Genomic DNA, 13,110 nt, shown 5'->3' with positions numbered 1-13,110 from the left:
TAAACAAGACAAACCGGGGAACGAAGTTGAAAAAGATCACCAAGGCGCTGTTGGCGTCGGCTGCGTGCGCGAGCTTTCTCGCGGGCTGCGTGACCAGTGGGCAAGGCCAGCTCGTCAGCGCCCCGAACCGCCCTACCGAAGTGACCGTGACCGCCTATCAGCCGTTGCCCACCGATGTGTACGTCGCGAATGTGGTCGACCGCGACGTGGTATTCGTCGGCGGCGATACGTATATCTGGGTCGTCGGCCGGGACGGCGTCCGGCAGCGCCAGTTCTACGCGCATGGCGATCGTCGCGCGGAGGTTTTCCATCGCCGTGAGGAACTGCGTCGCGTGATGGCAAGCCATGACGGTCATCTGCCGGGGTATCCGGGTGATGCGCGTGCGCCGCTCGCGCGCGCTGCCGGTCCCGCGCCGGCGCTGGCCGCGCACGGACAGTCGCCGCGCGCCCACAGGCACGCCACCGGGCCGCTCAGGCCTGCGCGCGTGACAGCCGCGCACGGGCAACCGCGCGTTGCCAACATGCACGCCGCCGGGTCGGTCAGGCCTGGACGCTCGATGGCCGCACACAGACAACCGCACAGCGCCGACATGAAAGTCGCCGGGCCGGTCACGCCCGCGCCGGCACCATCGGGCAAGCGGGTACCGAAAGAGCCGAGCAAGTCGTAACGTCGCCGACATGCGCATCATCGCGTAAGCGGCAAGACTGCGCGGGGAGCGGCTGGCGAGCGGCCGGCCTCTCGCGCCGGTGCGCCAGCAGCAAGCCGGAACCCGCTCCCAAAGCACCTGCGCACACCGCCCCTTCCCCCAACTCCCCGCCAATCCCACCCCATTGCCCGCTAGAATTGCCGGCTTTGCCCGCGTCGGGCGCGCCGCAAGGCAAAAATACGGGTTTTGCGCGCGCCGCACGCGCGGCCGACCCGGTCGCGAAGCGTCCCGGACAGTCTGGCGGCCCGGCGGTTGCATGATCATCGCCCAAGGCTCGCGCCCCCGGCCGCGCGCCGACCCGCAACATCACAGCCGCGCCCGGCCCGTCAGCTTCGCTGCCCGGCGCACGTGGCGCGGCGAGGACCGCTCGTCCCTAACAGAGCAGATCAGGAGCCTTTATGAGCGATTCGAACCCATCCTTCCTCGGCCGGATTTCGCTGGCCGTGGGCACGTTTTTTTCCGCATTCTCGGCAATGGCGAGTTCGCCGCCGACGTGCTGCGCCTGCGCAACGGCGAAAAGTTCGGCGCGGCCCCGGCGCCCGCCCCCGCCGCCGCGGCAACCCCGGCACCCGCACCCGCCCCGCAACCGAAGCCGCAACCCGCCCCGGTGCTGAAGGAGGCCACCCCCGACGCCGCGCTGCAACTGCTCGGCCTGCTGCAACGCGACGCGCGCTTCATCGATTTCGTCGAGGAAGACATCAAGGCCTATAGCGACGCCGACATCGGCGCGGCCGCGCGCCTCGTGCACGAAGGCTGCCGCGCGACGCTGCGCGAGCACTTCACGATCCGCCCGGTGCGCGACGAAGCCGAAGGCAGCCGAGTGACGCTGCCCGCCGGCTTCGACGCGAGTTCGGTGCGTCTGACCGGCAACGTGGTCGGCAGCGCGCCGTTTAGCGGCAGCATCAGCCATCGCGGCTGGCGCGTCGACGAGGTGCGTCTGCCGAAGCTCGCGGACGGCCATAACGCGAAGGTCATCGCGCCGGCGGAGGTGGAGCTATGAGCGACGCACGCTATTCCATCGGCATCGACCTCGGGACCACGCACTGCGCGCTGTCCTACGTGGACACGCACGCGAGCGACGGCGAGAAAACCACCCAGGAGGTGCTGTCGATCGCGCAGCTGACGGGCCCCGGCGCAATCGACACTCTGCCGCTCTTGCCATCGTTCCTGTACCTGCCGCATCCCGACGAACTGGCCTCCGGCGATCTGTACCTGCCGTGGACCGGCCAGCGCGAATTCGCGGTCGGCGAATTCGCGCGCAATCGCGGCGCCGGCACGCCGATCCGGCTCGTGTCGAGCGCGAAAAGCTGGCTGTGCCATCCAGGCGTCGACCGTCGCGCGGGCATTCTGCCGAACGACGCGCCGCCCGAAGTCACACGCGTGTCGCCGCTCGAAAGCTCGGTGCGTTATCTGACGCACCTGCGCGAGGCGTGGGACCACGCGCATCCGGACGCGCCGTTCGGCGAGCAGGACGTCACGGTGACGATCCCCGCGTCGTTCGACCCGGCCGCGCGCGAACTGACCGCGGAAGCAGCCGAGGCCGCCGGCTTCACGCGCATGACGCTGCTCGAAGAGCCGCAGGCGGCGCTCTATAGCTGGATCCAGAAGAGCGCCGGCCAGTGGCGCAAGCAGGTCAAGGTCGGCGACATCATCCTCGTCGTCGACGTCGGCGGCGGCACCACCGACCTGTCGCTGATCGCGGTGATCGAGCGCGACGGCAATCTCGAACTGCATCGCGTCGCGGTCGGCGATCACATCCTGCTCGGCGGCGACAACATGGACCTCGCGCTCGCGCACGTGGTCGCGCGCAAGCTCGCCGCGCAGGGCACCCAGGCCGACGCGTGGCAGCTGCGTGCGCTGACCTACGCTTGCCGCGCGGCGAAGGAAACACTGCTCAGCGACCCCGCGACCGACACCGTGCCGCTCGTCGTGCCGAGCCGCGGCTCGAAGCTGATCGGCGGCTCGATCCGCACCGAGCTGACGCGCGCCGAGCTCACGCAGACGATCCTCGACGGCTTCTTCCCGCAGGTCGACAGCGCCGCGCGTCCGGTGAGCCGCGCGCGGGTGGGTCTGACGCAGCTCGGTCTGCCCTATGCGCAGGACGCGGGTATCACGCGGCATCTGGCGGCGTTCCTCGGCCGTCAGGTCGGCGCGCTCGCCGAACTCGAAGGGCTCGGTGAAGCTGCGGCCAATGCCGCCGCGCAAAACGCGAGCTTTCTGCATCCGACCGCAGTGCTGTTCAACGGCGGCGTGTTCAAGTCGACGCTGCTGGTCGAGCGCATCATGAGCACGCTGAACGGCTGGCTCGCGGCCGAAGGCGCGGCGAGCGCGCGTCTGCTCGAAGGCGCGGACCTCGATCTGGCGGTCGCGCGCGGCGCGGCCTACTACGGCTACGTGCGACGCGGCCGCGGCGTGCGGATTCGCGGCGGCACCGCGCGCGCGTACTACATCGCGATCGAATCGGCGATGCCGGCCGTGCCCGGCCTCGAGCCGCCGGTGCAGGCGCTGTGCGTCGCGCCGTTCGGCATGGAAGAAGGCACCGACGCCGAGTTGCCCGCGCAGGAGTTCGGGCTGGTCGTCGGCGAGCCCGTGCATTTCCGCTTCTTCGGCTCGTCGGTGCGTCGTCAGGATCAGGTGGGCACGCTGCTCGAATACTGGGGCCCCGAGGAGTTGCAGGAACTCGAGGAAATTCAGGCGACGCTGCCGGCGGCCGGCCGCACCGCCGGTGAAGTCGTGCCGGTGAAGCTGCACGCGCGCGTGACCGAAACGGGCACGCTCGAACTGGAGGCGATCCCGCGCGGCTCCGACGAGCGCTGGAAAGTCGAATTCGACGTGCGCGGCAACCCGAATGCGTGAGTGACATGAAGCGGTACAGCGTCGGCATCGATCTCGGCACCAGCAACACGGTGCTCGCGTACGCGGAAGCAGGATCGCAGCAGATCCGCGTGTTCGAGATCGAGCAGCTGGTGAGCCCCGGCGAGGTCGCCGCGCGGCCGCTGTTGCCGTCGGTGCGCTATCAGGCGGCCGACGGCGAGCTGAGCGCGGCCGATCTGCAGTTGCCGTGGTCCGCCGCGCGCGCGGCGTCCGGCCAAGGCATACCCGCCGGGCAGCCGGTCGTGGTCGGCCGGCTCGCGCGGCTGCTCGGCGCGCAGGTGCCAGGGCGGCTCGTCGCGAGCGCGAAAAGCTGGCTGTCGCACGCTTCGGTCGATCGCGTCGCGCCGATCCTGCCGTGGGGCGCGCCCGACGACGTCCGCAAGATTTCTCCGCTCGACGCGAGCGCGAGCTACCTCGCGCACGTGCGGGCCGCGTGGAACCAGCACTTTCCGAAGGCGCCGCTCGAACAGCAGGACGTCGTGCTGACGGTGCCCGCGTCGTTCGACGAAGGCGCGCGTGCGTTGACCGTCGAAGCGGCGCGGCTTGCGGGGCTGCCGTCGCTGCGGCTGCTCGAAGAGCCGCAGGCCGCGTTCTATGACTGGCTGTTCCGGCATCGCGACACGCTTGCCGACGAGTTGGCGCACACCCGGCTCGTGCTGATTTGCGACGTCGGCGGCGGCACCACCGATCTGACGCTGATCGAAGTCGGCCTGACCGACCACGGCGAGCCGCGCCTGACGCGGGTCGGTGTCGGCAATCACCTGATGCTCGGCGGCGACAATATGGACCTCGCGCTCGCGCATCTGGTCGAGGCGCGGCTGTTGGGTGGTGCCGGTGGCGCTGGGCAGGCGCCGCAGCGGCTGTCGGCGGCGAGCCTGTCGCAGCTGGTCGAGCGATGCCGCGTCGCGAAGGAGCAGTTGCTCGGCGCGCAGGCGCCCGAGGCGGCGCCGGTCACGCTGCTCGGCGCCGGCTCGAAGCTGATCGGCGGTGCGCGCACCACCCAGGTCACGCGCGACGAGGTCGAGAAGATCATCGTCGATGGATTCTTTCCGCGCGTCGCCGCAGATCAACGACCGGGCCGCCCGCGCGGCGCGATCGTCGAATTCGGCCTGCCGTACGCGACCGATGCGGCGGTCACGCGGCATATAGCGGCCTTTCTCGAACGCTTCGCCGCGCAGTCGCGCAAGGCCCTCGGCGCGCACTCCAGCACGCCGGACCCATCCGGCACAGCCGCCCTGCCCGTTCCCGACACGCTGCTGCTCAACGGCGGCGTGTTCCGCGCCGACGCGCTATCGAGGCGTCTCGCCGACACGCTCGGCGGCTGGCGCGGCGCGCCGCTCCATGTGCTGCACAACGACAACCCCGACGTCGCGGTCGCGCGCGGCGCGGTCGCCTATACGCTCGCGCGCGCCGGCTTCGCGCCGAAAATCGGCGGCGGTTCGCCGCGCAGCTATTTTCTGGTGCTCGACGAAACGTCTGCCGGCAAAGACGTTGCCGAGCCGGACGCAGCGCCCGCGCAACGCGGCATCTGCCTGCTGCCGCGCGGCACCGAGGAAGCTCACGAGATTCTGATCGAGGATCGCACGTTCGCACTGCGGCTCGGACATCCGGTGCGCTTTCACCTGGTGTCGTCTAGCGCGGACACCGCATATCAGCCTGGCGAGCTGGTCGATCTCGCGGGCGGCGACTTCGTGCGCCTGCCGCCGATCGCGACGATCGTCCAGCCACGCGACGGCCAGCGCGCCCGCGAAACCGCGGTGCGCATCGCGACGTCGCTGACCGAGGTCGGCACGCTCGACGTCCATTGCATCGAGCTCGACGATCCATCGCAACGCTGGCTGCTCGAATTCCAGCTGCGCCACGGCGACGCGCAAGTAGACCTATCCGCCGATGGCGCGCCGCAACGCCACCCGGCGCTCGATCGCGCGATCGAACTGATCGACCGTTGCTTCGGCGCCCGCGCGCATAACGTCGACCCGAAGGAAATCAAACGCCTGCGCGCGCAGCTCGAACATCTGCTCGGCCCGCGCGATGGCTGGGGTAGCGCATTGCTGCGCGAGCTGTTCGGCGCGCTGTGGGAACGCGCGCGGCGCCGGCGCCGCTCCGCCGATCACGAGCGGCTGTGGCTGAATCTGGCCGGCTATTGCGTGCGGCCCGGCTTCGGCTATCCGCTCGACGAATGGCGCGTCGAGCAACTGTGGACGCTGTTCGACGACGGCATTCAATACGTGACCGACAGCCAGGTGTGGTCCGAATGGTGGACGCTGTGGCGCCGCGCGGCCGGCGGTCTCGGCGAGGACGAACAGTTGCGCGTGCTCGACGCGATGGACTATCTGCAGAAGGCCGCGCAATCGCGTCACAAGCTGCCGTTCGATGTCGCGAAGACCGGCTTCGCCGATATGTTGCGCCTGTCCGCATCGCTCGAACGGATTCCGGCGGAACGCAAGATCGAACTCGGCGAGGCGGTGCTCACGCGCTTGAAAAAGCCCGCGGAAAACCATCAAAGCTGGTGGGCAGTCGGACGGATCGGCGCGCGCCAGCCGTTCTACGGCAGCGCGCACAGCGTCGTGCCACCCGAGGTCGCCGCGCAATGGCTCGACGCGATCCTCGCGCTCGACTGGAAGAAGGTCGACCCGGCCGCGTTCGCCGCGGTGCAGATCGCCCGCATGACCGGTGATCGCTCGCGCGATCTGCCCGACGAACTGCGCGCGAGCGTCGTGCGACGCCTCGAAGCGGCGAGCGCGCCGCGCGCCTGGATCACGATGGTCAGCGAAGTCGTCGCGCTCGATAACGCCGACGAAGGCCGCGTGTTCGGCGAATCGCTGCCGGTGGGGTTGAAGCTGATCGGCGGCTAGAGCGTTTGGCGCTGCGCGAAGCTCAGCACCGCTCGCGCCGCGTCCGGATTGTCACGGTCCTCGAGGCTTTCCGCGAGCAGAGCGCGAAAGACCGGCAACTTGTCCTTGCCGTATTGGAGGCCAAATTCGCACAGCACTTCGGCGATCGCCGCTTGCCGGCTGTCGGCGCCCAGCGTGCTCGAAATGTGCGAGCTGCCGCGCGCCAATTCGAGCAGATAGGTCGAGCGGTAACGGTTCTTTTCGGCCTGTCGGCCGGATCGGGGTCCACGGGGCATCGTTGTTTTTCTCTGCCATTGTCGAACCCGCTATCTATCAGTCAAAGCTGAAGGAAACCTTAGGACGAATCGCGCATGGCTTGCTTGCCACCCGTCACATCAAGGCAAGCCGGCGATGAACGACCCGCATCCTCTCTCTCTCGTCAAAGCCCCAGACATGCCGCTCCAGCCGCAACGACCAGGCAGGCGAGCCAGCGCCCGCCATTGACCGCTTCCCCAAGAAACACCCGCCCGATCCGCACCGCGAACACCACGCTGGTTTCGCGCAACGCCGACACCGCACCCATCGCGCCCGACTGCAGCGCCCAGATCACGATGCCATACGCCGCGATCGACACCAAACCGCCGACGAGCGACGAGCCCACCGACAGCGGCTCGGCACGTACCGGTGTGCATAGCGGCGCGAGGCCGCGCATTGCGACGAACAGCAGCGGCATCAGCCAGTAGAACAGGAACATCCACGCGGTGTAGGTCAGCGGCTGACCGTCGGACAGTCTCACGCCGATGCCGTCGATCACGGTATAGAGCGCAATCGTCGCACCAGTCGTCAGCGCGCTCAGCACACCCGCGCGCGACACGTGCCGCCCCTGCAACGCGATCGCGATGATGCCGCCCGAGACCATCGCGATCCCGAGCGCGTGCAACGGGCCGATCGCTTCACGCGCGAACAGCGCCGCGCCGAGCGTGACGAGCAGCGGCGACGAGCCACGCGCGATCGGATACGCGAGCGCCAGGTCGCTGCGTCGATACGACCGCACGAGGCTCACGTTGTAGAAGATATGCACGAGCCCCGATGCAACGAGGTAGGGCCAGCAGGCGCTGGCTGGCAAGGGATTGACCAGGACGACGAGCGTGGCGACAGCCGCGATGGCGATGCTCATCCAGGTCATCGACAGGAACCGGTCGCGGTTGCCGTGCAGCATCGCGTTCCAGCTCGCGTGAAGCATCGCGGCAAAAAGCACGATGCCACCGGTATAACTAAGCATGGGGTTTTGGGGCCGAGAGTGAGCGGGAATGGCATTAGCGGTACAAGAGGAAGGATATCTATCTTGTCGTGGCCCCTCAAACCAGATAAATTGGCCGCCTGCGTTAGAAAAACTCTTGCAAATGAAACGGGTATTGCCTCCGCTCAATGCGTTACGGGCCTTCGAGGCTGCGGGCCGGCTCGGCAGCTTCAAGGAAGCCGCCGCGGAGCTGCACGTGACTCACGGCGCGGTGAGCCAGCAGGTGCGTCTGCTCGAGGAATGGCTCGGCGCCTCGTTGTTCGAACGGCACCACCGGCGCGTGACACTGACGGCGGCGGCGAAGGCCTATCTGGAGGAAATCGGCCCACTGTTCGAACAGCTGTCGCAGGCAACCGCGCGATACGGTGTGCCCGAAACGCTGTCGCGGACGCTATCCGTCAACGCGCCCGCGACATTCACGTTGCGCTGGCTGGTGCCGAGACTGGCGACATTCCGCGCCGAGCATCCCGACGTGGAGGTCAAGGTGGAGACGTCGAACGGACCGCTGGAGAGTTTGAAAGAGAGTTACGACATCGTCATCCGGGGCGGCCCGGACACGTTCTACGGCTATTCGATGCGGCCATTCCTGTCCGAGGAGAGGCTTCCGGTCTGCAGTCCGGCGCTCTTGCAGCGGGTGCCGCTTCGATCGCCAGACGACTTGCGGCAACACACGTTGCTGCACACCTCGAGTCTTCCGCGGCTTTGGCCCGACTGGCTGGCGAGCACGCAGCTTGCCGCGCTGAGGCCGGCCGCCACCTTGACCTTCGATCACTTCTATCTGACCTTGCAGGCCGCCATCGACGGAATCGGCATCGCGATGGGACCGACCGCGCTGGTCTCCGACGATCTCGCCGCTGGCCGGCTCGTCGCGCCGTTCGACGGTCCGCGTCTGCGGTCTCGCAGTTACTGCACTTACATTGCGGATGAGAAGTCTGGCGACGAACTGGTCGTGCAGTTCCGTTCGTGGCTCGAGCGCGAGGGGATGTGTTCTTGAGCGCAGAAGTAGGTCATCTCACAGCAACGCGCACACAGGCGGGCGCCTGTGTGCGCGTATTGCTTCGGCACGCGCCGCTCAATTCGGCACGTTCACGGCGCCGTTCGTGGCGGAAATCGCATTAGCACCCGGGCTCGCCGCGATCGCCGGCAGGTTGGCCGTGGTCAGCGCCGGTGCGGCTCCCGGCGTGCCGCCGCGAGGTATCGTGTGGATCACTTGCGACGGCGGCAGCGGCGTGCCGTTCTTCAGATGCGCCCACATCAGGTTGAGCGCCTGAAGATTGTAGTAGTGCAACGGCACGAAACGCGTGTCGAAACCGGCGACGCCGAGGAACGCGTCAAAGTGCTGACCGTTCGTGACTTCGTAAAGCGCCAGCTTGCTCGCACCGCCCTCGGCCACCTGGTTCAAGCCGAGATACGGCCGCGACGCGTGGTTGATCGGCACCAGCGCATCCGCGCGTCCTTGCACGATGATGGTCGGCTTGCCATGCAGGTTCGCATTCACGCGGATTGCATCGACGCTAGCATTCAACGAACCGCTCGTCCACCGCGCGCGCAGGCATGCGGCGCCCGCGTAGCTCGCATCGGCGGTCGCGAGCCGATGATCGACCGCGCCCGAGGTGCCCGCGTTGTAGACGAGGTTGATGCCATTGGTCGGCGGCACGCCGTTGCCGTTGCCGAACACCGTCAGCATCGGCGAGACCGCCGGCGTCACGCCGGCTGCGCCCGTCGCGCTGGTGGTGCCGAAGCTGAAGTCGCACAGGTTGTCGGCGACGCTTGCACGCGCATATGCATTCGCATAGGTCACGGCGACGGCCGGCACTGCCTGCGAGTCCCACATCGGCGCTTGCAGCAGGTCCGAGTCCGTCTGATAGCCGTTCTGATGCAGCAGCGCGAGCGCATTGGTGGCCTGCGTCACCGTATCCGCTCCCGCGATCACACCGGCTGCCGCGAGCGACGCGCAACGCGCGGTGCGCAGCGCGGTGGTGGTCGCGCTCGGCAGCGCGGTCAGATACGGCGCGCCGGCCGCGGCCGGAGCGAGCGCGGCGCACGGCTGCAGCAGGTTCGCGAGCGTCATGTAATCGGCGAGCGGTTTGCCGAACGCGCCGACCGGCACGCCGCCCTGCGCGACCGACACCTGCGGCGTAAGCCGCATGTTGATCTGCGGTTCGCCCACCACCACTGCCGTGATGAGGCCCGACGTGTCCTGCTCGGCCGCCGCGAGCGAAGCGCCGCCGCCGTTGCTGACCGACGCGGCGATCGTCGTGATGCTGCCGCTCGCATAGCGCACCGTGCGCGTCGTGCCATTCAATACGCCGAACGAATCGTTGAGCGCCCAATATGCGAACTGGATCGCCTGCAACGTGTTCTTGCCCCAGTCCTGCTCGGGGTTCTGTTGCGAGTGCGCGTGCTTGAACGCATAGCGGTTCGGGAATTGCGCGTTGAACGTTGCCAGCGTGGTGCCGCCGAGTTTCGCGGTGAAGAGGCTTGCCTTGCCCGCTGTGCTCGCATCCTGCAACGTGCCGTCGATCAACGTCACGCGATTCGTCGACAGCTCATGCGCGCCGTTGCCGCTGCCCTTGTCGGTGTAGGCCACGGCGCAGCCGCGCTTCAAGCCCCACTCGCCGGCCGCCGAAATCGCGCCGTACACACCGCGCGAACCGGACGACGTCGCGGTGACGATGCACGGTTGGTCCGGATTGAAGCTGGTGGGAATCTGCACGAGCAGGCTCACGTTCTGCGCGCCGCTGCCGTCATCGGCATAGGCGAGGTATTCCTTGCCCGCGATCTTGCCTTCGCCCAGCGTGTCGTTGCCGTTGAGGTCGACGTTGGGGCCCCAGAAGCGTCCATAGCCGCCGTTCGCCGTCATGTCGACAAGCGCCCGGTAGTTCGACCAGATCGCGAGACGCCGCAGTTCGGCGGCCGTTGGTTGCGCGGTATTCGCGATGGCCGGCGCGGTCGCCGAGGCGAGGCCGGTCTTGCCGAGGCCCGCGGTCAGCAGATCGTCGCTGTTGCCGTCATAAGATTTCGTCGTCACCGCGCTTTTGATGAAGCCTGGCAGCACGTTGTTCGGCGGCGGTGGATGCAGTCCGTCGTCGTTGCCGCCGCCGCAGCCGGCCAGCACGATCGCGGACGCCATCAGGCTCGCCGCGATAGTGAGCCACCAAGGGTTGTGCATGGCCGCCGGGATCTTCTTCGGTGTTGTCATCTTTTCTGTCTCCGTCATTTATACGACGTTGTATTGGCAACGGCACCGAACTTATTACCGACTCCGCTTCATCAGGTTCGCTAGAAAGAGATGCTTCGGATGCCGATGCATCGCTAGCGTGCATTGAGCTCTCGCCGGAGTCAATACACGCTCATACCGACACATAGCGAGCATCAGAATTCGCTTGAAACGGCCGGCCGGCTAGTCGGAATCGGCCATGCGGGTGAACCCGTCGTCGCTCCAGGCTTCGGAGCCGACACCGTGACGAACGAAGAAAACTCCGTGCGGGTCGTAACGTTTCTTGATCGACAGCAGACGCGCCCTGTACAAATCGACCCACGCCGCCGGTAACGGCTTCATAGGTATGCATCCAGATCGCCCCTGCCCCGACGCTTACCGCGGGTCCGGGTGGAATGATCCCGTCACAACCGCTTGGAACGAAAGCATCGTGATTCCTGATGTCGTTCATCGCGCGCGTCCATATCATCAAGGAAACCGGTGCGTTCGAAGCGTCGCTGCGGTGACAGCGCTTTCAGACGAGCACTTCCATTACGTTCCGCCCTGCTTGCGCATCTGCCCGATAGCGCGAGCCCGTGCCGCCTCGGCCTCCCGAACGAGCCGGTACGCCACATAATATTTGAAGACATTGCGCACGTACGTAGTGGGTTCGATGCCGATTTTCTCGGCGACTACGATTTCGACATTGTTGAACCACTTGTTCGGATCGAGACCGCGCGCCTGTGCCTCCTTGCGCATCCTGGCGATGTTTGCGGGTCCTGCGTTGTAGCTCGCGAATGCGAACAGCGAGCGGTCCCTTTCCGAGAAGTGAGCATCGGGAAAGTAACGGGCCATCAGCACGTCGAGATATTTCGCTCCCGCATGGACGTTGGACTCCGCCACCCTGATGTCGCCAACCGCAAGTTCCTTCCCCGTGGCTGGCATCAGCTGCATGATGCCGATTGCTCCAACGTGACTGCGCGCACTCTGGTTCAGCTGCGATTCCTGATAGCCCTGAGCCGCAAGCAGGAGCGGATCGAAGCCGTACTGCGCGCCGTATTTTTCGAAAAGGCCGACCGTCTGTTTGAATCGCTTCAGCTCCGCTGACTCCGTATTGTTGGAGATCTGCTTGATGCGCTTCATTTCCTGCTGCAGACGGACTTCCGCGACACTCTGCTTTTTCACGTAATTCAGGTAGAAGTCGTTGATCGCGTCCCGTAGCTTCGGGCTCTTGAGGCGGACCGCCCAGCCGATGTAGCCTGCGTCGCGCACCGCGATGTCGTTATGCACGACGATTCCCGGCAGTATCGGCGCCCATACCTTTGCCTTCCAGTCATCCACGACGAGAATCTGGAGCAGCCCGGCATTGAGCATCTCCATCGCATCTTCGTCTTCTAGCGCGTCGGGCAGCGGTACGAGCTTCACGGGGGCTTTGCGTTCCCTGGCAAACCGCGCATTCAACGCGTTCAGGCTCTCGTAGTAGCTGCTGCTGGGCCGCACATGGACGGTCTTGCCGCTCAGATCGTCGAGCTTCGCGAGGGTTGGCGACTTCGGCCCGGTCACGACCACTTCGCGTACTGCTGTCCGGTCACGCGGCGACACGAAGTCGACCTGCTTCAGGCGGGCCTCCGTGACCGTCAGATTGCCCGCGGCGATGTCGCCCCGGCCCGCTATCAGCCCTGGCAGCAACTGGTCGCGCGTCGTCGGAATGATGACCAGCGTGAGCGGACGTTTGCCGAGCGTCGCCTGGTATTTCCTGTTCAGATAGCGCTCGAAGTCCCGCATCAGGCCGGCGGTCAGCCCTCGCTCGTGGCCTTGCTCATTCACATAGAGCGTTCGACTGTAGGGAACCAGTACGCGGATCAGCCGCCGGTCCAGCATGGCGTCGAAATCGCCGGTGAACGGTTGATTGCCCAGATCGATTTGGCGCGCGGCGGGAGTTGAGGCGGGGGCACCTGGGGTTGCCGGAACGGAAACGGCCGACGAGGCGGCCGACGACGCGGCCGGTTGCGCAGCGGCAGTTTGGGCGGCGACGCACGTCGCAACGCCGACGGTCATGCCTGAGCAGAACGCCGCGATGAACAGCAACGTTTGAATGATGCGCATCGTAAAAAGCCCTGCTGCCGCACCCGGCGACTGCGTCGACGTTCACTACGCGCTTCGATATTGCCACGATGACAACGGTTGGAAATGGGA

General features: G+C 66.8%; 9 protein-coding genes and 1 pseudogene. 5 read left to right on the top strand and 5 right to left on the bottom strand.

Features of this window, described 5'->3' with window-relative positions:
- Positions 1-26: 26 nt before the first annotated feature.
- The 4 genes and pseudogenes from G5S42_RS20340 to G5S42_RS20325 all read left to right on the top strand — a co-directional run bounded on the left by G5S42_RS20340 (position 27) and on the right by G5S42_RS20325 (position 6,436).
- Positions 27-668 carry a hypothetical protein gene (locus tag G5S42_RS20340; RefSeq protein WP_217709926.1) on the top strand — a complete coding sequence of 214 codons (642 nt, stop codon included), beginning with the start codon at positions 27-29 and terminating at the stop codon, positions 666-668.
- 437 nt (positions 669-1,105) lie between these two features.
- A pseudogene (locus tag G5S42_RS20335) lies at positions 1,106-1,707 on the top strand (DUF2760 domain-containing protein).
- The gene (locus G5S42_RS20330) at positions 1,704-3,563 is read left to right on the top strand and encodes an Hsp70 family protein (RefSeq protein WP_176108435.1); all 1,860 of its coding nucleotides are present in this window, start codon (positions 1,704-1,706) and stop codon (positions 3,561-3,563) included. Before G5S42_RS20335 ends, G5S42_RS20330 begins: the two are co-directional and overlap by 4 nt.
- Positions 3,560-6,436, top strand: coding sequence for an Hsp70 family protein (locus G5S42_RS20325; protein ID WP_176108434.1), 2,877 nt, complete (start codon positions 3,560-3,562; stop codon positions 6,434-6,436). Before G5S42_RS20330 ends, G5S42_RS20325 begins: the two co-directional genes overlap by 4 nt.
- On the opposite strand, the gene G5S42_RS20320 is transcribed toward G5S42_RS20325, so the two are convergent.
- Both G5S42_RS20320 and G5S42_RS20315 read right to left on the bottom strand, forming a co-directional pair.
- Entirely contained in the window at positions 6,433-6,711 is a 279-nt protein-coding gene (locus G5S42_RS20320; RefSeq protein ID WP_176108433.1) for a hypothetical protein, read from the bottom strand. The genes G5S42_RS20325 and G5S42_RS20320 overlap by 4 nt on opposite strands.
- Before the next feature lie 143 nt (positions 6,712-6,854).
- Positions 6,855-7,697 (bottom strand): EamA family transporter, encoded by an 843-nt coding sequence (locus G5S42_RS20315; RefSeq protein ID WP_176108432.1) that lies wholly within the window; start codon positions 7,695-7,697, stop codon positions 6,855-6,857.
- 121 nt (positions 7,698-7,818) lie between these two features.
- Between G5S42_RS20315 and gcvA the strand changes: the two genes are divergently transcribed.
- Entirely contained in the window at positions 7,819-8,709 is an 891-nt protein-coding gene (gene gcvA / locus G5S42_RS20310; RefSeq protein WP_176108431.1) for a transcriptional regulator GcvA, read from the top strand.
- A gap of 78 nt (positions 8,710-8,787) precedes the next feature.
- Here the strand turns inward: gcvA and G5S42_RS20305 are convergent, their stop codons facing one another.
- The 3 genes from G5S42_RS20305 to G5S42_RS20295 form a co-directional block, all read right to left on the bottom strand.
- A complete protein-coding gene (locus tag G5S42_RS20305; RefSeq protein ID WP_376776950.1) occupies positions 8,788-10,887 on the bottom strand; it encodes a D-(-)-3-hydroxybutyrate oligomer hydrolase in 2,100 nt (699 codons plus the stop codon).
- 231 nt (positions 10,888-11,118) lie between these two features.
- Positions 11,119-11,277 (bottom strand): BBE domain-containing protein, encoded by a 159-nt coding sequence (locus G5S42_RS20300; RefSeq protein WP_176104968.1) that lies wholly within the window; start codon positions 11,275-11,277, stop codon positions 11,119-11,121.
- A 189-nt stretch (positions 11,278-11,466) separates the two neighbouring features.
- Positions 11,467-13,020 (bottom strand): MltF family protein, encoded by a 1,554-nt coding sequence (locus G5S42_RS20295; RefSeq protein ID WP_176108429.1) that lies wholly within the window; start codon positions 13,018-13,020, stop codon positions 11,467-11,469.
- Positions 13,021-13,110: the final 90 nt, after the last annotated feature.

Source organism: Paraburkholderia youngii (genome assembly GCF_013366925.1).
Taxonomy (GTDB): Bacteria; Pseudomonadota; Gammaproteobacteria; order Burkholderiales; family Burkholderiaceae; genus Paraburkholderia; species Paraburkholderia youngii.
Note: the sequence above shows the minus strand (reverse complement) of the source record. Positions and strands in the feature narration are given on the sequence as shown.

Excerpts from the sequence above, each read along its gene's own strand:
- G5S42_RS20300 (WP_176104968.1), bottom strand. The coding sequence starts at position 11,277 with ATGAAGCCGTTACCGGCGGCGTGGGTCGATTTGTACAGGGCGCGTCTG.
- G5S42_RS20320 (WP_176108433.1), bottom strand. The coding sequence starts at position 6,711 with ATGCCCCGTGGACCCCGATCCGGCCGACAGGCCGAAAAGAACCGTTAC.
- gcvA (WP_176108431.1), top strand. The coding sequence starts at position 7,819 with ATGAAACGGGTATTGCCTCCGCTCAATGCGTTACGGGCCTTCGAGGCT.
- G5S42_RS20295 (WP_176108429.1), bottom strand. The coding sequence starts at position 13,020 with ATGCGCATCATTCAAACGTTGCTGTTCATCGCGGCGTTCTGCTCAGGC.
- G5S42_RS20315 (WP_176108432.1), bottom strand. The coding sequence starts at position 7,697 with ATGCTTAGTTATACCGGTGGCATCGTGCTTTTTGCCGCGATGCTTCAC.
- G5S42_RS20305 (WP_376776950.1), bottom strand. The coding sequence starts at position 10,887 with ATGCACAACCCTTGGTGGCTCACTATCGCGGCGAGCCTGATGGCGTCC.
- G5S42_RS20330 (WP_176108435.1), top strand. The coding sequence starts at position 1,704 with ATGAGCGACGCACGCTATTCCATCGGCATCGACCTCGGGACCACGCAC.